A 21,607-nucleotide genomic window follows, 5' to 3' on the forward strand; every position below is an offset into this window, starting at 1 on the left:
AGAGGAATTGCCACAAGATACGATAAGCTAAAACGTAACTATCAAAGCGCTGTTGCTTTAGCTTGTATATTTATATGGTTGCCTCTTTAGCTCAATTTATCGGCTGTAAATGTCAACACACCCTAAACAAAACGCAGATCACTCACTCTAAAAGATGGATTCATTTTAGAGTGAAATATTGATTGGTTTATAAAGGGGTATCGACCTGTACAGTTCGTTTTTGGCGTATGCGGCGAACCAACCAGATCACGATTGCAATCACTAAGATCACCACGAAAAATGGGACTAAAAAGGCCAATACTGACAAGACTGCAGCACCAATCCATTCCCCTGTAGATAAGATTGGATTTGCAACGCCACCTGTGGTTGCGGTAGATACGCCACGCGCTGCGACGGTACTCATTTGCACTGCTGTTGCTGTACCACCACCCACGATAATTGCTGCCGCCCAACTGGCAAACTGTGACATTTCACCTGAGCTTACTGCCATTATGGCAATCGTCCCTGCGATCATTGCTGCGGGTGTTGAAATGGTGTCGAGCGCATTATCTACCCAAGGAATATAGTACGCGGCAATTTCACAAACCGTCGCAATTCCTAAGCCAATACAAACCGCAGGCATAGACAACCATTCGAATCCTTTCATTGGTTCGAATAGTCCTAAAATGGAGGCAACACTCATCACCAATAAAGGTACAAAGACACGGAAGCCACAAGCAGCACTTAAGCCAATACCAATACACAGTCCTAATATTGTTTCCATGGGCTTCTCCGAACAGTTAAATGTGCAATTTGTTTTTATATATGCAGTGTTATACGTTAGCAAAAAGCCCTATCGAGTGATAGGGCTTTTCTTTCTAAACAGCGGATAACTGTTAGTGTTTTGCAGCTTAGGCATTCTTATTGTTAAATTGATTGCCTTGGCATTTGGTACACGGTGGTAAACGATCAGTACCAATTTCTAAGTAGACGCGGTGTCCGCATTGAACACAAAAATAGAAGCCTGTTCCGGGTTTTTGACCAGCAGTAACCATTTTTGTTCTCCATGTGTTTTTAGAAATGGTAGATTCAGTATAACCCTCTTGTGATGAATGTCTATTGGTCATTTCGACAATTGATAATGGCATTTAGGCAAAGCATAATTTCGAATGGAAATTTTGGTGGGTTTACAGCGATTTGCTGAGCCAGTTTTCTACTTGCAGTTCGTCTACACGCAGAAATTCTTTTTCATTGTTTGTGACCATGACCCAATTATTTGATCGTGCATGAGCAGCTAGCCATAAATCGTTATTGCCAATTATTTGCCCCTGAAGCGCTAACTGTTTTCGAATTTGAGCATAGTGTACGGCGGTGTGTTCATCTAACTCTATAACAGGAATGATTGAAGTTAATTCATCAATCACTTTGAAAGCTTTGTCTTTCCATTGGCTTTTTTCCGCACCAAAGCGAAGTTCCCCCAAAGTAATCACTGAAATAAAAATATTGCCGTCAGGTAAATGTTTTTCAAAATGCTGACGGACAATTTCGGGTTGATGCTTGGTGATATAAATACAAATATTGGTATCTAATAAATATTGTGTTGGCATTAGAACTCTTCTCGTTCTTGCGGTGGTTCATCCACTCTTGTTTCTGCATAAAAGTCGTCTGGCATTTGTGCCAAAACTTTAAATAGTTGATCTGCTGTGACTGGTTTTTCTCGCAATATGACTTCGTCACCTCGGCGGAAGATTTCTACTTCTTTGCCTTCAAAACGAAATTCTTTGGGTAAGCGAATAGCTTGACTGCGTCCTGTCATAAAAACTTTTGCGGTAGTCATAGCACTACTCCAGCAGTTTTGATATATACCTTATGATAGGTATTTTTTGAATATTTTTCAATCAAAAGAAACCCAGTCGAATGATAGGGCTTCTGATTAAACTTAAACATTATCTAGAAAAAAATGAAACAAACATACTGTCAATCTCTTCAAAAACTCTCATGCCTGGTTTAATTACGGGTGCTAATGTATCTTTCAAAAAAGCATCTGATCTATTTCCCACTCGTATTAATCCTAATTCTTGCTTCAGTCTAGTAAAAAAATCTCCTGAAGCTGACTTTAGATCATCATTAGGATTTCCCCTAGCGACACTTGCCCGTAACGCGTCAGCTTTAATTCGTAAAGCATCCGTCAGTTTGTCATTTTTTTCAATCGACTTTAGATATTCCTCAATTACTTCATCATCAAGAAGATAGCTTTCCAAATTACGTCTTGTCGTTACATGAATATTATTGTGAAGAAGTTCTTCAACTTCCTGATCGGAACGATCATCTCTATCTAATAGTTTTATAATTTTTGCTTCTGGCATTAAATTTTTCAGGACTAATGTAGGTGCATGATCTTCTTTTTCGATATCATTACAGCTTCCACCACTTATAAAAGTGATATTGTTAGAGCTTTTAGATAAAATCATTCCATAAATTGAAGCATCAAAATCCTTTCGCGCTGTACCAAGCAAGTTACCTTCACATACGACAATATTGGAGGGTAAAAATACATTTTGCATTTCTCCTAAAGCGATTGAAAGAAACTTTTCCCAAACAACCTTATCAATTGGGGCTGGATACAAAATAGTATCTTCATCAAAATCATTTATGTGAAAATCAATAAAATGAACTGTATTTGGATTTTGTATAGATATTTCTTTTGCTTTTTGCATAACTCCCAATGAATGAGTATTAACCCAAAGTTGAGAACTTTCAGGAATAATTTTATATAATTCTTCTAAAAGCTTTGCTTGAAGTGAAGTATGAATATGCAATTCAGGTTCATCAATCATAAAAATTGTATTGTTATATGCACCTATTTTTACATGTAAATCCAATATTAAATCAAAAACAGCTTTTTCACCTGCAGATAAATTTTTATAAGGATAATTCTCAACAGTACCTTTTTGAAACGTAAAACAGTTATCCGCAAGAGGATCAACAATATTTCTTAATGTTAAATCAGGAAAAATATTATTAAATGAATTACGGATATTACCTATTAACTCATCTCTCAAATCTTCTACAGTTCTTCTATTATTAATTTCGCTATACAAAGATTGAACTGTCTGTTGCACTAGCCTTTGATAATTTTCAGATACAGTTTGATCAGCATCGATAGATCTCCCTAGCCTCAAATTTTCAAAAGGTTGATTCATTCTAGAAAAATGATTAATTTGAAAATCTGGCTCATGTCTATATGCTGATCGAAAATAAAGAGAATTTTTGGGTAAATAATGAATGTCAAAATAGTCATGAAAATCAATTTTAACGGCATTATGATTATCAAAACCTAATAATGGATTCTTAGAAAAGTAGCTATGATCCCCTTGCCACCCCCATCCAGCTCTTTCTCTATAATAATGGTATAAAGCATCAAAAAGTGAGGATTTTCCACTACCATTTGGCCCTATTATGACAACTAGCTTGTTTTGTTCAGGAATACCTGTAATCGTTAAATTGGAAAATCTTTTAAAATTATTCAGACGAATTTCTTTAACTTTCATATTTATATTCAAATAAAAAACCCCACATAAATGTAGGGTCTTTTTTAAACAATATCAATAACTTTAATCCACCCCAACCCTCCTTTAAAAAAGGAGGGAGTTCCCCCTCTTTCTCAAAGAGGGGTTAGGGGAGATTTTTTAAACATTCCCTTCCAAGAAATCCTGTGCAAAACGCTGCAATACACCGCCCGCTTCATACACATGCACTTCTTCTTCGGTATCCAAACGGCAAGTCACAGGCACTTTAATGATTTCATTTTTACCATCAGCAGTTGAACGCTCTACCACCAAAGTCAGGTCAGAACGCGGCGCAATATTGCCAATCACGCTATAAAGCTCAGTACCATCCAGCTTCAAGGTTTTACGGTCAGTCCCTGCTTTAAACTCAAGCGGTAACACGCCCATACCCACCAAATTTGTACGGTGAATACGCTCAAAACCTTCCGCTACAATCACTTCTACACCTGCAAGGCGCACACCTTTGGCAGCCCAGTCACGGCTCGAACCTTGACCATAGTCTTTACCTGCGATGATGATCAGCGGCTGCTTACGGTTCATATAAGTTTCAATCGCTTCCCACATACGCATTACTTCGCCTTCAGGCTCTACACGCGCTTTTGAACCTTGCTTGATCGTACCGTCAGAACGCACCACCATTTCATTAAACAATTTCGGGTTGGCAAATGTCGCACGCTGTGCAGTTAAATGGTCACCACGGTGGGTTGCGTATGAGTTAAAGTCTTCTTCAGGCACGCCCATTTTATGCAGGTACTCACCCGCTGCCGAATCCATCATGATCGCATTTGAAGGTGATAAATGGTCAGTGGTGATGTTGTCAGGCAGAATCGCAAGCGGACGCATATTTGCAAGTGTACGTGGTGCAGCCAAAGCCCCTTCCCAATACGGCGGACGGCGAATATAAGTACTTTGCGGACGCCAGTCGTATAGTGGGCTTGCCGCTTTTTCACGCTCACCCAAATCAAACATTGGGATATACACTTTCTTAAACTGTTCAGGTTTAACCGCTTCTTTCACCAATGCATCAATTTCAGCATCAGACGGCCAAATGTCTTTTAAGTAAATTGGATTACCGTCTTTGTCATTGCCCAATGAATCAGTTTCGATGTCAAAACGGATCGTCCCTGCAATGGCATACGCCACAACTAAAGGAGGCGAAGCCAAGAATGCTTGTTTTGCGTATGGATGGATACGTCCGTCAAAGTTACGGTTACCTGAAAGTACCGCAGTTGCATACACATCACGGTCAATAATTTCTTGCTGAATCACTGGATCGAGCGCACCTGACATGCCGTTACAAGTGGTGCATGCATAGGCAACAATACCAAAACCTAATTTTTCTAAATCACCGAGTACACCTGCTTCTTCTAGGTATAAAGCTGCTGCTTTAGAACCTGGTGCAAATGATGATTTCACCCAAGGTTTACGCACAAGTCCTAACTCATTAGCTTTACGTGCAAGTAAGCCTGCTGCCACGGTATTACGGGGGTTAGAAGTGTTTGTACATGAGGTGATTGCTGCAATGATGATTGCGCCATCAGGCATTAAACCTTCAGCTTCCTGAGCTTTAACCGCTTCTAAGTTACCTGCAATGCCTTTCGCTTTTAAATCAGCGGTTGATACACGTGCATGTGGATTCGATGGACCTGCAATATTACGAGTGACTTGTGATAAATCAAAACGTAGTACACGCGGGTATTCTGCCGCTGTCATATCCGACGCCCAAAGACCAATTTCTTTGGCATAGGTTTCAACCAATTTCACTTGATCCGCTTCACGGCCTGTCAATGTCAGGTAATCAATGGTGTTTTGGTCAATGTAGAACATCGCAGCCGTTGCACCATATTCAGGGGTCATGTTTGAGATCGTCGCACGGTCACCCACTGACATGCTGTCAGCACCTTCACCAAAGAATTCTAAATACGCACCGACTACACGTTCTTTACGCAAGAATTCAGTTAAAGCCAATACAATGTCAGTTGCGGTAATGCCTGCTTGACGCTGACCGACAAACTCAACACCAATAATATCTGGTAGACGCATCCAAGATGCACGACCTAACATTACGTTTTCAGCTTCTAAACCACCAACACCAATCGAAATTACACCCAAAGCATCGGTATGTGGTGTATGTGAATCTGTACCCACACAGGTATCAGGGAATGCCAAACCACCACGGTTTTGAATCACTGGAGACATTTTTTCCAAGTTGATTTGGTGCATGATACCGTTGCCCGCGGGGATCACATCGACATTTTCAAAGGCTGTTTTCGTCCATTCAATGAAATGGAAACGGTCTTCGTTACGACGGTCTTCAATGGCACGGTTTTTCTCGAAAGCGTCTGGGTCAAAACCGCCAAACTCTACAGCTAAAGAGTGATCGACAATCAGCTGCGTTGGAACAACAGGGTTTACTTTAGATGGGTCGCCGCCTTGATCTGCAATGGCATCACGTAAGCCTGCAAGATCAACCAATGCTGTTTGACCTAAGATGTCATGGCACACCACACGTGCAGGATACCAAGGGAAATCGTGGTCTTGTTTGCGGAAAATTAATTCTTTTAAAGACTGCTCTAAAATTGCAGGATCGCATTTACGCACCAGCTGCTCTGCAAGGACTTTAGATGTATATGGAAGTTTTGCGTATGCGCCTGGCTGAATATCTTCTACGGCTTGGCGTACATCGAAGTATTCTAGCTGGGTGCCTTGCAGCGGTTTACGGTAGTTGTTGTTCATAGCGTTCCTGCCCTCGGTCTTTCATTTTTTTGCGTTGTCTTTTTCATAGACAATTCATCTTTGTTCGATAGGCATACTACACTGCCGAAAACCCATTTCCCAAATCTCATATATTTCATAGGGTTAAATATAAAAACAGGGGTTTTTGAAATATTTAGTTACACTAACTTTGGAATATTCGCTCTAAATGTGAATTTTTTTGAAAAATAGCTGCAAATCCGCCTCATTCTTTAGTCTAAGGAAAATTGCACTGCATAATATTTAATCTAAATATCAACCAATTTGGTTAATAATCAGTCTTATCAATTTTAGTATTTAATAATCAAGGCATTAAATTACTTCATTAGCTCATGGCGCCTTAAAGCCATAATGTGAATCAAAACACGGTTTTATTATTTATTTTATCTTAATTCTCAATTTATCCCTATTTGCAGGGATAGCGTCGAATCACCCCTCTCTCAGATAATAAAAGCACGACATACAAGCACAGTAACTCGCTGTACTCGCCAAAATAATCACAATATTTACAAAATCTTAGCTAAATAAATCTGCGATTACTGTTCTACCGTCATTATGCTTTGGGGAAAGATCATGACAAAATTTAAAACCATCATTGGGGCTGGCTGCCTCTTAAGCTGTCTCAGCTTCATTGCCTGTGGCGACAACGACCAATCGACAACAGATTCGACGATTCAAGAAGAGGAAGTAGACTCACCGACTGTCGTCTCGAATCCACCACGTTTGAAAGCCAATGCACAAGGTGAACATGAACTGCTAATTGCCTATAAACGCCAAGCCTTATACGACCCTGAAACCGGTGAAAATGACCTATTACAAGTCAGAGGCTATCTAACTAAACCTGAACTCTGGAACTCGAAAAATAGCGATGGCAGTGTTTCTGATGTGCTGGTCGGCCCACAAATTCGTGCAAAACAAGGTGACAATTTAAAAATTCATCTGGTCAATCATCTCCCTGTTGAATCGACGGAGACCTGTCCAAGTCCAGTAACCAATATTAACCAAGGGAACTGTTTTAACACCACAAATTTACATACACATGGTCTTTGGGTTAGCCCGCAAGGAAATAGTGACAACGTATTTTTGAGCTTAAAGCCTCAGCAAGATTTTCATTACGAATTTAAGATCGAACCGAATCATCCTGCGGGAACATTTTGGTATCACTCGCATGTGCATGGTTCAACCGCGATTCAGGTCTCAAGTGGCATGGCTGGCCCTTTGATTATTGAGGGAGAGCGAAAACCCGTCATTCGTCAGGGGCAAATTCAGCAGACTGGTGATTTGGACATCTTATGGAAAAATCAAAAAACCCAGCAGTATGACCATGAAAAAATCATGCTGTTCCAGCAGATTCAATACAATGAAGATTGCGACAGCAATTTAAGCCAAGTGAATGGTACACCCTGCATCTATAGCTTAGAAGATTATTCAAAACTCGATATACCGACCTCTTGGGCCGATGAAAATCGTTTTACCAGTATCAATGGCAAAATGTTTGGTGAAATTAAGGTGGATCAGAACCAATACCACCGCTGGCGCATGATTCACGGCGGTATCCGTGACACCATTGGTTTGACCATCAAAGAACTGCCTGATTCTGCGCTCTTTACCGCAGAGCAAACCCTTAGTGAATGTCAAAAGTATCAAAGCAAGTCGATGTCTTCACAGTTTAAAACGCTGAAAACATTACCGTTATATACCCTTGCACAAGACGGCTTGACCATGGGGAAAATCCAAAAGCAAGGGATTGAAATTTTTCAGCCGGGTTATCGCTTTGATGCCATGCTCTCCTTCCCGACCACCAATAAATACTGTGTATACGATGCCAAGCTCAATCTGGAAGATGAAATTAATGCGCCTGAATCAAGTCCATTACTTCGTCGGGCACCAGAAGAAAAACTCAATACACAGCTCCTCGGTTGGGTCAATGTAAAAGCAACCCAACTACCACAGCAAACGCCGTTTAACTTCTTAAAAAGTCAGGCCACCCAATTGAAACTGGCACCAGAAGTGATTGCACAGCTCGAACAGGGTGATTTATCAGCCTTTATCTCGCATGCGAGTTTAATGACCGCTGAAGTCGATGAAATGCTCAAAACGATGGCGAAGCAAATCACCAACTTTGACATTCTGTTCAATGCAGATGGCAGCTTTAAATTTGGTATTCGTCATGCCGAAGAAGGCACATTGATCAGCTTTGGCGATGCCTACCACGATGAAGACCATACCCACCATAGCTATGTCCGCAAGCTTCCAATCGGGCAAGTTCAAGAGTGGGAGTTAAGCAGTAATGTAGCCAGTCATCCCTTCCATATTCATGTCAATCCATTCCAAGTCGTGAAAATATTGAATGAAAATGGTGTCGATGTCAGTGCCATCGGCAGCTCAGATAAAGATGGTGCAGGAAATATTGACTCGCAATATCATGGAATGAAAGGCGTTTGGAAAGATACGCTCTTCGTCAAACAGGGCTATAAAATCTTTGTACGCAGTAAATACGAAAAATTTGAAGGTGACTTCGTGCTGCACTGCCATATTTTAGACCATGAAGATCAAGGCATGATGGAAACCGTGCGTATTTGTGGCGACCAATATGATTGTAATAGTGAACCGCCTTCACATCATTCCACTATGGATATGACTACAAGCGATATGCCGGCACACAGTCACTAAGACCGATCTATGCTGTACAAAAGCCCATATCAATATGGGCTTTTTGTTTGCCTAACACTGCGGCTTGCTGCAAAATAACATGATTAATGATATCTAAAATTTATACTGAGGCTGGTCATGACAACGTCTATGGCATTCACATCTTTTTCTCTCAACGGTGTCGATGCACAAAAATTTCTACAAGGGCAAGTTACTTTACATGTTGAACGCCTTGAAGAAAATGCAACACGTTATACCGCAATCTGCGACCTCAAAGGCCGTATTCACTTTGGTTTATGGCTCACCAAACACAGTGCTGAAAGTTTTTCTATTGTCACAACAGCAGATCAAGCCGAAGAATTTGCCAAACATATTAAAAAATTCGGCGCTTTTTCAAAAATGAAACTGGAAGAAGCCGGTGCAGTTTTTCCAAGTTTAGCCGGTGATGACACGACTTTTGCTTCGGCGCCGACGGATATTGCAGCATGGGAAGTTCAAGCCATTCAAGCGGGTCAGGCCTATATTGACCAAGCGCTTGAACATGTGTTCCAACCGCAAGAGCTACGTTTACATCAGCGTGAAGGTGTACACTATGACAAAGGCTGTTATTTGGGTCAGGAAGTGATTGCACGTTTATGGTTTAAAGCCAAACCCAAAGCTTGGTTGCATGCGATTTCAGGTACAGGCGCTGCTCCTGCACAAGGCGAACAGCTGAATAAAGGCGTGCAAGTGGTAAATAGCGCGGCTGTAGAAAATGGTTATGTAGCACTGGTTGTTGCTCGTCCTGAAGCCTTAGAAGAGTTAGACGTGACTGTTTTAGCCTTGCCTGAAGCATTGAATGGTGATGTGGCACGTCCGCAGTCAGCTTAAATAAATTCAGAAGATAGCTACATTTAGCTATCTTCTTTTATAATAAATCTAAGTTTTAAATTTTAAAATTCATCATGTTAATTTGACTATTTTTAAACTAAAATGCACTCCGAATTTTAACAATAAACTATATAACGATGCATCAGACACAATTTCAAGACCCAAAGCACAAGATCATTGCCCTTTATTACGGATTTTTTGCTCTTCTAGGCATGGTCATACTCGGCAATCAATTGCTTTCAATTCAGCTATCTCTACTTGTTTTGATTATTATTATTGTACTGTATGTCCAACTCTTTTTCATGCTAATGGGCGCTATCAAATATTGGAAAAGAGATGTTCTAGGCTTGAAAATACTGTTTTGGATCAGCTTAAGCCTTGTCCCGATTATTATCACACCCTTAGTCATTTACTATCCAAAAGTAACAACTGGCTTTTTTCTCTTTATGCAAAGCTCTTTTGGCTTCAGTAGCACAGGCTTCGAGTTTCATGTTGCCTACGACACCCAACTCACCCTCTTAAATACATCTTTTTGGGGAATTGGAATCAATCTTATTGAATTTTTTCTATGGTTACGCTTTAAGAATATTGCAGCAAATAATCATATTTCGATTGCCCATTTCAAGAATGAAGACTTAGAACTGAAACGCTATGATTAGCCATTTTTGACCGTATATAAACTAGAATTTTGACATCTGGTCTGACCATCTAAATTTTCAGACTATCCCTAAGCACTCAAAGCCAAAGCCTAAAGACTTTGGCTTTTTATCACTCATTTTTTTCACTCACATAATAAATCACCCCTGCCCGATCATCCGAAAAATAAAAAGATTTTTCATCGATCTTATAAATATCCGCGGGTCGCCCATTTACCGTTTTACCGACTAAAAAACCATCCATAAAGGTTTCAAGTTTTTGTCCTTTACGCATCATTGCAATTTGATAGCCATGACCAATCGCCTCGTCGGTAGAGCCATGCAAGGCCACTAAAAATGCATTTTTAATGGTGGCATCAGTATGAGGGTCATCAAAATAATCAAAACCTAATGCAGAGGAATGCGAAGGGAAATAAGCATAGGGCGATGGAACATTTTTACAGCCTGATGCACGTTTAAATTTAGCATCCGCCAAGACTTTGCCCTGCCATGAATAACATGCGGGCCAGCCATAATCGGTATCATGCTTTAACGCATAAAAAGTTTCATCTGGCTTTTTATTTCCCAAATGATCAGAACCTTGATTAGTTGCAAATAGAAATCTACCGATCCATTTTAGACCAACTGCATTACGCAAACCTGTCGCATAAATCCGTTGCTCTGAACCATTAGGATTCATCTCGATGACGGATGCTCGCACTTTTTCTTTTTCTACACAGGCGTTACAACTCGAGCCAACCGACACATAAATCTTTCCATTTCCACCGACTGCAATCGTCCGCGTCAGATGCCAACCGCCGTATTTATAACTCAAACCATAATCAGGAAATGTCGCTAAAACTTCAGCCTTACTCGAAGGCTGAGTTTCACCTCTGTTGAATTTTTGCCGTGTCAGTTGGTGCGTTTCTGCCAAATAAAGCCAATCCTGTCCTTGAGCATCGGTATAAAACTGAACTGAATTTGGATTTCTCAAACCGGTCAGATAAGGAATGATTTTGCCAAATTTACCTGTGTCAGCATTCCAATCATCCAATATATATACAGTACCTTTTTTATTATCTGTTAGATCATACATATCCGTGACAAACATTCTGCGATCAGGTGCTTGCGCAAAAAAACGAACACGTTTGAGACCTTCGGCAGCAGGAATAATTTCATACTGCGCAGGCAAATTTAATGAAAACTGCTTGCCATTTTTTAAATGGATTGGATGCGGAACAAGCTTGGGTTGTTGAGCCCAACTGGTCATTGAACAGACGAAACTAAGGATCAAGATGGCACTTATTTTTATCATATTTAAATACATCTCAATGAATCATGTATATCTGTATTCATCATAGATGCCTTGTATCTTTTTTATTCAATTTATATTTTTAGAAAATATTATACTTTTGAAAATTAAGGTTTTTTAAATCACATACGCTGGTGCAGTACACAACAAACAAAAATAAGGAGGAACTTTATTCCCCCTCATGTTTTCGTTTTTAAATCATGATTTTAATCAAAATCCATGAAACAACTTATTCATGTCTTTGCATACATATTCTTTAAAATGATAGGCGCGCGCATGTTTGGCATCAAATTTAGCTTCTAAATCGCCTTTTTTGAAAATATAAACACGATCCTCTTTACTGACTAAAAACTCTGCACCCAATTTCATCAAAAGCGCATCAATTTTATCTTCATCTGCAATCGATTCATCTGCATTGATTTTATCGTAATTGCGTTTAATGCCTTTAATAAACATCGCGCTGCCTCTGAGAAAATAACAATGCGCGATTAAATCAGAGTCCTGCTTTTTTGCAAAGGCTTTTGATGCAATAAAGTCATGGCATTTAAAGTGCTAACGGCAATCAACATTATTTTATAAAAACGCTTTAAATCACAATTCCTCACTTTACATTTACGTAAATCTACCTATGATGTAAAAACCGACAAAAATAACCACCAAAACACATAAATGGAATTATGTGCATGATTTAAAAAAGGTTTTAAGATGAAAAAAATCCTACTTGCAAGCATTTTGGCAATGAGCACTCAATTCGCTTTTGCTGAAACTAAAACAGATGCCGTCGATCCTGAATTTGCTAAAGTGGAAGCCATGGTCAAGGCCAAAGATATGAATGGCGCCTACCAAACACTGAGCAAGCTTGCAGCAAAAGGTAATGCTCAGGCCATTTATAATTTGGGCTATCTTACTCAAACAGGTCAAGGCGTAGCGAAGGATGAGAAAAAAGCCATCCAACTCTATGAACAGGCTGCAGCCAAAGGCTACCCTGTTGCTAACTATGTTTTAGGTAAAAATTATGCAACGGGCACACTGGGCTTAAAACAAGACACCAATAAGGCCAAACAATATTTAGAACGCGCATCTTCGGCAGGTTTTGACGATGCCTCCATCGACTATGCCATTTTACTTTTTGCAGAAAATAAACCTGAGTCAGATAAATTGGCACTCAGCAAACTTGATCCGCTGATTAAAAAAGGCAACTACCCTGCGATTCATGCCAAAGCACTTTATGACATCAGTGCGGGCTTTAAAGCTAAAAATGAAAAGCCTATTCAGCAAGGTCTAAATAGCATTCAAGAGTTAGCAAAAAAAGGCTATGTCCCTGCATTGATGGCGGTGGGCAATATGTTTGTAAATGGCAATATCATCCCGCAAAATTTGCCTGAAGCTAAAAAAATATTCAGTGCATTAGCCAAAGAAAATATTCCACAAGCCAAAGAATCTTTGGCAACCGTGGATAAAATGATTGCTGAACAAGCCAAAGCACCTAAAGCCAATGCGAAAAAGAGTTAATTGAGCATTAAAAAAAGCCCTGCACATGCAGGGCTTTTTCATGGGTTTAAGCAAATCTTGAGCTGATCAAAATCACGCCCACCACAGACTGATTAATACACCTGTTACGACAAAGCCCAAGATAGTACTCATCAACAAAGGCGTTAAGGTCTTTTCATTTAAGCCATAAACTTGTCCAAGCATGGCAAAAATCGTCGGCATCGGTAATGCGGCAATAATCGTCCCTGCATATAACATCTCTTGGCTGACATCGGTCAAATAACGTAAGCCTAAATAAGTCAGTAAAGGCATCACCAAGTTGCTTGAAATCACCAAATAGAAGCTCTGAGCATTCACATACTTTAAGCTCATACCGACAATCCCTCCACCAATTGCAAACAGTGCCAGTGGTGAAGCCGTTTGACCTAACATCGCTAGTACATCATTGATTTGATGAGGCAAACGAATTTGGAAAATTGCAAACCCAATCCCTAGCATTACCCCTGCAAAGAGTGGATTTTTTAACAGGGTCATTAAGGTATTTTTGATGATGTCGCCAATATTGGCTTTTTGCTGTGAACTTCCTAATTGCGCAAGGACCAGTACCGTTGGAATCAGCAGCACACTTTCAATAATGACGATTAGTGAGGTATAGGTCATCGCATTTTGACCGACCAACAAGCTTAGCACTGCAGTGCCAATTAAGCCTGTATTTGACATGCCAGCGCCTAATGACAGTACCGCTGTTTGCGACATATTATTTTTAAAATGTGTCGACAATAGCCAATAGGCCATACCATACAGTAAAAACGTGACTCCGGTATAAACAAAGAAATAGCCGGGATACCAAATTTGATGCAAATCTTTAGAAGCTAATGACTGAAAAAACAAAGCCGGCAGTGCAATCTTAACCACAAATGCACCAATGGTTCCGACCTGTTCTTTACTCAATAAACTGCATTTTACAGACAGATATCCCAAGGCCAAAAGAAAAAAGATTGGACCAATCACCTCAAAGACCATACGAAATATCCTGTGTAATAGACTCTGCCATCCACACCCTCAACCTGAGAGTGTAGATCGGACGCTATAAATTTTGAAAATTAGAAAGCCGTAAATTGACTTCTTTGTGCATGCGGCTGACAGCGTAAGTACTGCGGAGAAATTTTTAGGTTTTCACCGAGTTCAGCAGCGGCATGCCATGGCCAACGCGGGTCATATTGAATTGCACGAGCAAGACCAATCGCATCTGCCATGCCATATTGTAAGATGCCTTCGGCTTGCATTGCTTCGGTAATTAAACCCACAGCAATGACGGGAACCTGAACGGCTTGCTTAATGGCTTCAGCAAAAGGCACTTGATAACTGGCTTGTAATTGAATTTTTTGCGCAACATCTAAGCCGCCACTAGAAACATGAATATAGGCTGTGCCTAGTTGTGCAAGCGCTTTTGACAAGCCAACAGCCGAGTCTAGATCCCAACTCGGTGCTTCAGTATATTCCATCCAATCAGTTGCGGAAATACGTACCCCAATTGGATAATCTTCAGGAACGGTATTTTTCATGGCTTGGAACACTTCAAGCGTCAGCCGAATGCGATTTTCCAGACTGCCACCATATTCATCGCTACGCTGATTCGACAATGGCGACATAAATTGATGCAGCAAATAACCATGTGCGGCATGTAACTCAATTAAGTCAAAGCCTGCATCTACCGCTCGTTTTGCTGAATCGGCAAAGTCTTGAATGATCTGCTGGATTTCATCTCGACTTAAAGCATGGGGTGCATGATCTGTGACATTAAAGGGCAACTCACTTGCTGAAACAGTTTGCCATCCTTGAGGGTGATCTGGGGGTAATTGTCCACGTCCTGCCCAAGGTTTATCTGTCGATGCCTTACGACCCGCATGTGCCAGTTGGATAGCAAATGGCATAGGTGAAAGTGATTTCACCTTGGCCAATAGTGCCTTCATCTGTGCGCGTTGCATATCATTCCAAAGGCCGAGGTCTGCATAGCTAATGCGCCCCTCTGCCTGCACAGCCGTTGCCTCGACGATACAAAGTCCGGCACCTGACAAAGCATAATTCGCCCATTGTTGCTCATGCCAATAGCTTAACTCCCCTTGCTCATTGGCAGAATATTGACACATGGGTGCAATCACGATTCGATTACTCAGCCCCAATGTTCCAAACTGAATTGGTTGAAATAACAACGCCACATTACTCTCCTTTTAGAAGGCTTTGGTCACACTTAATCCTGCACTCCAATTCAAACCATCTGCGGGTTCAAAGAAGCGTCCGTTTCCATCATTGACGATCACTGAACCGACATAGTTCTCATCAAACAAATTATCTGCACGTACATAGGTTTTGACTTTCCAATCTGCTTGTTTCCACACATAACCTGCGTTGGCAGAAACCACGGTATAGCTCGACGCGGCATCACTGTTGGCATCATCGACATAGACTTTATCCATATAGCGAACATCTAGGCCGGCATTAAAGCCAATATCTGGCTGCCAATTCAGTGCGGCAAACGCTTGGTTTTTGGCGATACCCGGTATATAAGTGCCTTTGACGACATCACTGTCAGGAATTGCGGCATCAAAAGTGGCATCGATATAACTGTAGCTTGCTTGCGCGCTTAAATCTCGCCATAGCTGTTTATTCCACAAAAGCTCAACACCTTCACGTAAGGTTTTATCGGCATTTTTATAGGTTGCTCGACCATTGATACTTCCTGCAGAGACGATGTCATCTTGAGTTTTGCTTTGGAACACCGCTGCAGTGAAATTCCCCCATACATTTTGTGATTTAAGCCCAAGCTCGTAGTTATCGCTACTGGCTGGTTTTAAATCAAAATTCATGCCGTCATCTTTAGAATAGGCCATTTCTGTAAAGGTTGGTGTTTCAAAACCTTTGGCATAACTGGCATAGGCATTCAGTTGAGGCGCAATATTCAAGCTTACTGCTGCTGAAGGTAAAACTTTGTCAAAGTCAGTTTTACCGCTGTCATCCTTATTTAAACCCACGACATATTTATCGTCAGATTCATAATGAACATTGCTATATCGTAGCCCTGTATCTAAAGTCCAATTAGGTAAAAAATTCCATGAAGCTTGTACATAGGGATCTAAATTCCACAAGGTGTTATTTTCATTTCGACGAATATTGCCTTTCTTGCCAAAATTTCCATTGGCATCAAAATTTTCATAGCCCTTACGGTCTTCATCCATATAATCAAAGGCAAGGCCTACAGTTAAACGCGTATTCGGCAAGAGGTCTTTGCCTGTCCAGCGAATATCTGTTCCATAATAATCACGGCTAAAATCAATCACACCACCTGCATGGCGCGCATTATTTTGTGGATTTTTGGGGATGGACTGATACTGCACCACATCACGTTGCCCCATATACACCATTGCATTGAGTTCATGCTGCTCATTCAATGGTTTTTTCCACGTCAACCCAGTTTGAGTTTGGCTAATTTCCTTACGTACATCATAGGTATTATTGGCATCATTAACTTGTTTCGGATTTTGACGCAATTGCTCCCGATTCAGACCTTGTGGATCATCGGCATTGATATCCACATGATTCACAATCCAATTGACCTTGGAACCATCATCCAAATCCCACGTCAGTTTTGCATTGCTGAGTACCTTATTTGCAGCACTATGATCACGGTAGCCATCGGTTTCAAAATAAGAAGAACTCACAACATAGCTAGGTTCATTGGCCTGTTCTGAGCCACCTTGCAGCACAATATCAGCACGACTTTTATGATGACTGCCGCCCGAATAGCCGAGTTCGATAGAGTCTTTTCCAGTACCTTGCTTGGTTGTTGTTAAGATCGCCCCACCCGAAGAGTTGCCATATAAAGAAGAAAATGGGCCGCCCAATACTTCGATATGATTTAAGCTACTCATATCGATATTTGATGTCTGTCCCTGACCATCCGGCATGGTCGCAGGGATTCCATTAACATATAAACGGATACCACGCACACCAAATGTTGAACGTGCGCCAAAGCCTCGCATAGAGAGTTGCAAGTCTTGTGCATAGTTTTCACGGTTATTCAGTTGTAGTCCGGGCACACCTTTTAAGGTTTCGGACAGATTCACTCCAGTATTGTTATTATTTTCAGCCTGCTGTACACGGTATACCGATGCAGGTGTTTTTAACCACGTGGTATTGGTTCGTGGTGCTTCAATGGTAATCTCAGGAAGTAAAACAGGTTCCGTAGAACCTGTTTCTGCATACAGCTGTTGGCTAATACATGCCGTCAGGCAAAGTAAATGTGTCTTAAATGATGTGACGTTAAATTTACTTTGCATAGAGCACCTATTTTGACATTAGAAGATTACCTTAGAGCTTAAACCAATTAGGAAAGCATCATCAACTCGATTTGTTGAGCCTGGGTTAATCACATATTGTAAACTAGGGCGAATCATCAACCATTTCGTCGGGTTATGGCTATAGTTCAACTCGACATTATATTCTGCACTTGCATCAAATTTTTCAGTAGAAAGGCGATCATTGACATGAACACGGTTCACGCCCAAGCCCACCATATCGTTAGGCAAACGATCGGCCAATCCAATGTATTTCAAACCCAACTGCTGTGAGTTATCAACTTTTGTGGTGACACGATCATGCCAAGTAAAATTAGCAAAGCTATGCAAACCACGTTTGCCTTCACCTGTAGACGTAAACTGTTGCTCAATCGCTATCCAACCACCAAAGGTACGATCTTCAGCTTCACCGGAAATAATGTCTTTTTGATTTTTTACATTATCTGCAGTGTTGTACATCGCACCAAAGCGGTAGCTCCCCGGTAAGCCATTGACCAATGATTTTGGTGTCCAAACCAATTCTACGGGAATAGTTACGCCATCAGCATGATCTGTATCTAGACTCCAACCTTGACCTTCTGCTTTGGCATTACCATTGTCAGGGTTAAATTCATAAACACCGACTTGTGCCGCAAGTTCTGGTGTCGCTTGGTATTTCACACGTCCACCCCATTGTGAAACTGGGGTATTCATCCACATAGAACCTTGCCATTTACCCATTTGTGCAGCACAAAAGGCATTGCTGGCAAAATCACACGCCATCACGTTAAAGTCCATACCGACACCAAGACGACCGGCTTTAACACTAATACCTTGTTCTTTGAAATTCTTTTCAATCGAAAGCTCGGTTAAGCGGCTGTCTTGGTTACCACGGCCAAAATTGGCTTGTGCATTTGCCAATTGAGGAACATCCCCTTGCAAATCACGAACTGAGGTACTTTGACCTTGACGAGCAGTCATTACAGCACGTACAGTCACGCCATCCCAACCTGCAAGTTTTTCCATATCAAGCTGTGTTCCTAACCACAATTGACTGGCTACCGTTGCTGAATGTCCCGGATTACGACCGCCATCGGCAAGATAGGCAGCATCAGCAGCAATATTGGCCTCAAACTTCACACCTTGTTGTGCAAGTTCGGTACGTTTACCATCCCAATCCCCGAGCATGTACTGACCTTTAGTGTCGAATGCTTCTGTAGCGTGAACATGTGTCATGGCTGCTGCAACAAATGCAGGTAGAAGAGCTAGACTGTATTTTTTCATGGTAAAACCTAAATCTGGAGAGAGTCTCTAGACAAGCCACAAGGCTTGAAATCTAATGTCACAGAAATTACATAATTTTTCACGTTCTATCTCAGCATTATTTTTATCATTCACCAAACTTTAATTTATCAATAAGTGACTTTAAATAAATCTATTGTTATGCAATATTTTTAGTGATTATTTTTCAATATCTTATATATCTATTAATTCAATTGTTTAACTTCTGATCGCTTTTTCAAACTCATTATTGTGACTTGTTGGTTTATTATTCTCACAATTAATAATCAATAACCTATTCATACACTCCCTTAGGCCGCGATGAAACTTGCATTATGTAGGGCTAGACCCAATAGTATGCATAACTTGAATGATCCATTGCTTCGACCTTTATGCCTGAATTACCAGAAGTAGAAACCACTAAAACCAGTTTATTGCCATTATTGAATGAAAAGGTTCTCAAAGTTGAGGTTTTTCAGTCGAGCCTGCGTTGGCCTATTCCTGACGACATTCAAAAACTCGTCGGACAAAAGCTACTTCAGCTCAGCCGTCGATCAAAATATATTTTGGCTGAATTTGAACAGGACAGCATGTTGTGGCATTTGGGCATGTCTGGCAGTTTTCGGATTTGTGAAGGTCATGAAGCATTACGAAAGCATGATCATCTGGTGATTCATTTTGAAGATATGCAATTGCGCTATCACGATCCACGCCGTTTTGGCTGTATTTTATGGTTAGATGCATCGTCTCAAACCAAACTGATTGACACGCTTGGCCCTGAACCGCTGAGTGATGACTTTAATGCTGAATACTTATTCCAAAAATTTAAAAATAAGCAGACCAGTATCAAAGTATCGATCATGGACAATCATATCGTAGTCGGTGTTGGCAATATTTATGCAACGGAAAGCCTGTTTAACCTCGGCATACACCCTGCGCAGCCAGCATCGAGTTTGAGTTTTGAACAAGTTGAAAAAATGGTCATCGAAATCAAACGTATTTTAAAACAGGCAATTGATTTAGGCGGTTCGACTTTACGTGATTACACCAATGCGATGGGCGAAAATGGTTATTTCCAACAAACTCTGCTCGCCTACGGACGTGCCGGTGAAATGTGCATCAACTGTGAAACCATCTTGCAAAATATCAAACTAGGGCAACGTGCATCGGTGTTTTGCCCAGAGTGTCAGCCTTTAAAAAAGGTTAAAATGCTGACTAAGAAAACCGTGAAAGGAAATAACGCATGAAGTCTGCGATTGTTCGCCACATATTAGTCAAAGATAAAGAACTATGTGAGCAACTGAAAAAGAAAATCAAAGGCGGTGCGGACTTTGCCAAAATTGCAAAGCAGCATTCGACATGCCCTTCGGGTAAAAAAGGCGGTGAGCTTGGCGACATTAAAAAAGGCCAGTTGGTTGGCCCAATTGATAAAGCGGTATTTACCCTACCTGAACGTGAACTGCATGGTCCGATCAAAAGCCAATTTGGCTGGCATTTATTAGAAATTAAGTTTCGGATGTAACATAGCACCCACATTGAACATGCTATAACGAGTATATCGCGAATATGTGCTTTTCATCTTAAAGCACATAATCCCAGTATTTTTTTCAATCGTTCAGAACATTGGCTGGCGGTTTTCAATCATATAATATAAATCATAGCAACCAGATAACATTGCACTAAATCAATTCTACTTAATAATAAACAAAGGACATTCCATTGGGCTATTACAACTATTTTCGTCTTGGCACTGTCGATACAACAGATTTTACAATCATTCGAGGTGAACGAAAGCATGCACTTATCCAAGCATTATATGATGATCAAGATATGAACCCTCATGGTGAAGTCCAGTTGGCACTAGATTTAGATGGGAATCGTAACGATGAATCAAAATGGTATGATGCGATACAGCAAATTAGCAAATTATCCAAAAATCACCCTTTAGTCTTATTTATATTAGGTCAACAAGCCTGCGCACCCGAATCACCTGAAGAAGCAAATGAAGTATTTACAGGCATTCGAAATGGCATTGTTTTTTCGACATCAGAACCTAAGTTTATGAAAATGACGCCTCAACAAAATTCACAATAAAAAACGGCGCTTTAAGCGCCGTTTTCACTGCTAAAGGATTAACCTTTACGTTTTAATTCATCACGAATTTCACGAAGTAATTCGATATCTTCTGGAGTCGCCTCTGGAGCTGGCTCTTCAACTTTTTGACGGCGCAATTTGTTCATCAATTTCACTAACCAGAATACGACCCATGCCAAAAGCAAGAAGTTGATTAAGATAGTTAAAAAGTTACCGTAAGCCAACACATTAAGGCCTGCATCCTGTGCTGCTTTTAGCGTGGTTAATTTGTTTGGGTTATCGCCCAATACTAAGAACCAATTTGAATAATCAACGTCACCACCAAGGATCCAAGAAATAAAAGGCATGATAATGTCTTTTACCATGGAATCGATGATTTTACCGAAAGCACCACCAATGATGACACCTACAGCCAAGTCCATCACGTTGCCTTTTACGGCAAATTCTCTAAATTCTTGAATAATACTCATGTGATCTCCAGAAATTTTTTCAGCTTTAATTTTGTGACGAAGTATACATTATATCTGTATAACTATTTCCACCTAATTTACTTGGTTTATATTCGATTCTAAATACCATGTATAAAAATTCACACAAAACATTTTTGATTTTGGTAATACATTCTATTAAAAAGGA

General features: G+C 40.6%; 20 protein-coding genes and 1 pseudogene. 8 read left to right on the plus strand and 13 right to left on the minus strand.

Annotation, left to right across the window (positions count from 1 at the left end; translation table 11 throughout):
• Positions 1–90 (plus strand): annotated as a pseudogene (locus FTV37_RS11585) (IS5/IS1182 family transposase); the annotation flags it as partial.
• 97 nt (positions 91–187) lie between these two features.
• Here FTV37_RS11585 and FTV37_RS11590 read toward each other — a convergent pair.
• The 6 genes from FTV37_RS11590 to acnD all read right to left on the minus strand — a co-directional run bounded on the left by FTV37_RS11590 (position 188) and on the right by acnD (position 6,284).
• Entirely contained in the window at positions 188–763 is a 576-nt protein-coding gene (locus FTV37_RS11590; RefSeq protein ID WP_180063919.1) for a DUF4126 domain-containing protein, read from the minus strand.
• A gap of 127 nt (positions 764–890) precedes the next feature.
• Complete coding sequence (locus tag FTV37_RS11595) at positions 891–1,127, minus strand: hypothetical protein (protein ID WP_143221616.1); 237 nt, start codon at positions 1,125–1,127, stop codon at positions 891–893.
• A 39-nt stretch (positions 1,128–1,166) separates the two neighbouring features.
• Positions 1,167–1,586 (minus strand): type II toxin-antitoxin system VapC family toxin, encoded by a 420-nt coding sequence (locus FTV37_RS11600; protein WP_078192327.1) that lies wholly within the window; start codon positions 1,584–1,586, stop codon positions 1,167–1,169.
• Positions 1,586–1,816, minus strand: coding sequence for an antitoxin (locus tag FTV37_RS11605; RefSeq protein ID WP_078191134.1), 231 nt, complete (start codon positions 1,814–1,816; stop codon positions 1,586–1,588). Before FTV37_RS11605 ends, FTV37_RS11600 begins: the two co-directional genes overlap by 1 nt.
• A 109-nt stretch (positions 1,817–1,925) precedes the next feature.
• Positions 1,926–3,530 (minus strand): AAA family ATPase, encoded by a 1,605-nt coding sequence (locus FTV37_RS11610; RefSeq protein WP_180063920.1) that lies wholly within the window; start codon positions 3,528–3,530, stop codon positions 1,926–1,928.
• A 138-nt stretch (positions 3,531–3,668) separates the two neighbouring features.
• On the minus strand, positions 3,669–6,284 hold the full coding sequence (gene acnD / locus FTV37_RS11615; protein WP_180063921.1) for a Fe/S-dependent 2-methylisocitrate dehydratase AcnD: 2,616 nt from the start codon (positions 6,282–6,284) through the stop codon (positions 3,669–3,671).
• Positions 6,285–6,875: 591 nt separating this feature from the next.
• Here acnD and FTV37_RS11620 point away from each other — a divergent pair.
• The 3 genes from FTV37_RS11620 to FTV37_RS11630 all read left to right on the plus strand — a co-directional run bounded on the left by FTV37_RS11620 (position 6,876) and on the right by FTV37_RS11630 (position 10,483).
• Positions 6,876–8,975, plus strand: a complete 2,100-nt coding sequence (locus FTV37_RS11620; RefSeq protein ID WP_180063922.1) for a multicopper oxidase family protein — start codon at positions 6,876–6,878, stop codon at positions 8,973–8,975.
• Between the two features lie 117 nt (positions 8,976–9,092).
• Positions 9,093–9,824 (plus strand): folate-binding protein YgfZ, encoded by a 732-nt coding sequence (locus FTV37_RS11625; protein ID WP_180063923.1) that lies wholly within the window; start codon positions 9,093–9,095, stop codon positions 9,822–9,824.
• 137 nt (positions 9,825–9,961) lie between these two features.
• The gene (locus FTV37_RS11630; protein ID WP_180009882.1) at positions 9,962–10,483 is read left to right on the plus strand and encodes a hypothetical protein; all 522 of its coding nucleotides are present in this window, start codon (positions 9,962–9,964) and stop codon (positions 10,481–10,483) included.
• A 109-nt stretch (positions 10,484–10,592) separates the two neighbouring features.
• Here the strand turns inward: FTV37_RS11630 and FTV37_RS11635 are convergent, their stop codons facing one another.
• Both FTV37_RS11635 and FTV37_RS11640 read right to left on the minus strand, forming a co-directional pair.
• Positions 10,593–11,774 (minus strand): sorbosone dehydrogenase family protein, encoded by a 1,182-nt coding sequence (locus FTV37_RS11635; RefSeq protein WP_180063924.1) that lies wholly within the window; start codon positions 11,772–11,774, stop codon positions 10,593–10,595.
• 207 nt (positions 11,775–11,981) lie between these two features.
• Positions 11,982–12,227, minus strand: coding sequence for a hypothetical protein (locus FTV37_RS11640; protein WP_078191141.1), 246 nt, complete (start codon positions 12,225–12,227; stop codon positions 11,982–11,984).
• 249 nt (positions 12,228–12,476) lie between these two features.
• On the opposite strand from FTV37_RS11640, the gene FTV37_RS11645 reads away from it, so the two are divergent.
• Positions 12,477–13,283 carry a tetratricopeptide repeat protein gene (locus tag FTV37_RS11645; RefSeq protein ID WP_078191142.1) on the plus strand — a complete coding sequence of 269 codons (807 nt, stop codon included), beginning with the start codon at positions 12,477–12,479 and terminating at the stop codon, positions 13,281–13,283.
• Between the two features lie 72 nt (positions 13,284–13,355).
• On the opposite strand, the gene FTV37_RS11650 is transcribed toward FTV37_RS11645, so the two are convergent.
• The 4 genes from FTV37_RS11650 to FTV37_RS11665 all read right to left on the minus strand — a co-directional run bounded on the left by FTV37_RS11650 (position 13,356) and on the right by FTV37_RS11665 (position 18,880).
• Complete coding sequence (locus tag FTV37_RS11650; protein WP_180008488.1) at positions 13,356–14,285, minus strand: AEC family transporter; 930 nt, start codon at positions 14,283–14,285, stop codon at positions 13,356–13,358.
• 80 nt (positions 14,286–14,365) lie between these two features.
• Positions 14,366–15,481 (minus strand): NADH:flavin oxidoreductase/NADH oxidase, encoded by a 1,116-nt coding sequence (locus tag FTV37_RS11655; protein ID WP_180008490.1) that lies wholly within the window; start codon positions 15,479–15,481, stop codon positions 14,366–14,368.
• A gap of 12 nt (positions 15,482–15,493) precedes the next feature.
• Positions 15,494–17,599 carry a TonB-dependent receptor gene (locus tag FTV37_RS11660; protein ID WP_180063925.1) on the minus strand — a complete coding sequence of 702 codons (2,106 nt, stop codon included), beginning with the start codon at positions 17,597–17,599 and terminating at the stop codon, positions 15,494–15,496.
• An 18-nt stretch (positions 17,600–17,617) separates the two neighbouring features.
• The gene (locus FTV37_RS11665) at positions 17,618–18,880 is read right to left on the minus strand and encodes a carbohydrate porin (RefSeq protein ID WP_180009888.1); all 1,263 of its coding nucleotides are present in this window, start codon (positions 18,878–18,880) and stop codon (positions 17,618–17,620) included.
• Positions 18,881–19,269: 389 nt separating this feature from the next.
• Here FTV37_RS11665 and mutM point away from each other — a divergent pair, with 389 nt between their 5' ends.
• From mutM to FTV37_RS11680, 3 genes are all read left to right on the plus strand, one after another.
• Positions 19,270–20,124, plus strand: coding sequence for a bifunctional DNA-formamidopyrimidine glycosylase/DNA-(apurinic or apyrimidinic site) lyase (gene mutM / locus FTV37_RS11670; RefSeq protein WP_180063926.1), 855 nt, complete (start codon positions 19,270–19,272; stop codon positions 20,122–20,124).
• The gene (locus FTV37_RS11675; protein WP_078192338.1) at positions 20,121–20,399 is read left to right on the plus strand and encodes a peptidylprolyl isomerase; all 279 of its coding nucleotides are present in this window, start codon (positions 20,121–20,123) and stop codon (positions 20,397–20,399) included. Before mutM ends, FTV37_RS11675 begins: the two co-directional genes overlap by 4 nt.
• A 197-nt stretch (positions 20,400–20,596) precedes the next feature.
• Positions 20,597–20,971, plus strand: coding sequence for a hypothetical protein (locus tag FTV37_RS11680; RefSeq protein WP_005007840.1), 375 nt, complete (start codon positions 20,597–20,599; stop codon positions 20,969–20,971).
• Positions 20,972–21,009: 38 nt separating this feature from the next.
• On the opposite strand, the gene mscL is transcribed toward FTV37_RS11680, so the two are convergent.
• Positions 21,010–21,441: a large conductance mechanosensitive channel protein MscL gene (gene mscL / locus FTV37_RS11685; protein WP_180063927.1), complete on the minus strand. Its 432-nt coding sequence runs from the start codon at positions 21,439–21,441 to the stop codon at positions 21,010–21,012.
• Positions 21,442–21,607: the final 166 nt, after the last annotated feature.

Source organism: Acinetobacter sp. YH16042 (genome assembly GCF_013417245.1).
GTDB classification, from domain to species: domain Bacteria; phylum Pseudomonadota; class Gammaproteobacteria; order Pseudomonadales; family Moraxellaceae; genus Acinetobacter; species Acinetobacter amyesii.

What these genes read in the sequence shown, in the direction of transcription:
- FTV37_RS11660 (WP_180063925.1), bottom strand. Translation starts at nt 17,599, where the DNA reads ATGCAAAGTAAATTTAACGTCACATCATTTAAGACACATTTACTTTGC.
- FTV37_RS11640 (WP_078191141.1), bottom strand. Translation starts at nt 12,227, where the DNA reads ATGTTTATTAAAGGCATTAAACGCAATTACGATAAAATCAATGCAGAT.
- FTV37_RS11675 (WP_078192338.1), top strand. Translation starts at nt 20,121, where the DNA reads ATGAAGTCTGCGATTGTTCGCCACATATTAGTCAAAGATAAAGAACTA.
- FTV37_RS11635 (WP_180063924.1), bottom strand. Translation starts at nt 11,774, where the DNA reads ATGATAAAAATAAGTGCCATCTTGATCCTTAGTTTCGTCTGTTCAATG.
- FTV37_RS11595 (WP_143221616.1), bottom strand. Translation starts at nt 1,127, where the DNA reads ATGCCATTATCAATTGTCGAAATGACCAATAGACATTCATCACAAGAG.
- FTV37_RS11650 (WP_180008488.1), bottom strand. Translation starts at nt 14,285, where the DNA reads ATGGTCTTTGAGGTGATTGGTCCAATCTTTTTTCTTTTGGCCTTGGGA.
- FTV37_RS11630 (WP_180009882.1), top strand. Translation starts at nt 9,962, where the DNA reads ATGCATCAGACACAATTTCAAGACCCAAAGCACAAGATCATTGCCCTT.
- FTV37_RS11590 (WP_180063919.1), bottom strand. Translation starts at nt 763, where the DNA reads ATGGAAACAATATTAGGACTGTGTATTGGTATTGGCTTAAGTGCTGCT.
- mscL (WP_180063927.1), bottom strand. Translation starts at nt 21,441, where the DNA reads ATGAGTATTATTCAAGAATTTAGAGAATTTGCCGTAAAAGGCAACGTG.
- FTV37_RS11610 (WP_180063920.1), bottom strand. Translation starts at nt 3,530, where the DNA reads ATGAAAGTTAAAGAAATTCGTCTGAATAATTTTAAAAGATTTTCCAAT.
- FTV37_RS11605 (WP_078191134.1), bottom strand. Translation starts at nt 1,816, where the DNA reads ATGACTACCGCAAAAGTTTTTATGACAGGACGCAGTCAAGCTATTCGC.
- FTV37_RS11665 (WP_180009888.1), bottom strand. Translation starts at nt 18,880, where the DNA reads ATGAAAAAATACAGTCTAGCTCTTCTACCTGCATTTGTTGCAGCAGCC.
- FTV37_RS11620 (WP_180063922.1), top strand. Translation starts at nt 6,876, where the DNA reads ATGACAAAATTTAAAACCATCATTGGGGCTGGCTGCCTCTTAAGCTGT.
- FTV37_RS11600 (WP_078192327.1), bottom strand. Translation starts at nt 1,586, where the DNA reads ATGCCAACACAATATTTATTAGATACCAATATTTGTATTTATATCACC.
- mutM (WP_180063926.1), top strand. Translation starts at nt 19,270, where the DNA reads ATGCCTGAATTACCAGAAGTAGAAACCACTAAAACCAGTTTATTGCCA.
- acnD (WP_180063921.1), bottom strand. Translation starts at nt 6,284, where the DNA reads ATGAACAACAACTACCGTAAACCGCTGCAAGGCACCCAGCTAGAATAC.
- FTV37_RS11645 (WP_078191142.1), top strand. Translation starts at nt 12,477, where the DNA reads ATGAAAAAAATCCTACTTGCAAGCATTTTGGCAATGAGCACTCAATTC.
- FTV37_RS11625 (WP_180063923.1), top strand. Translation starts at nt 9,093, where the DNA reads ATGACAACGTCTATGGCATTCACATCTTTTTCTCTCAACGGTGTCGAT.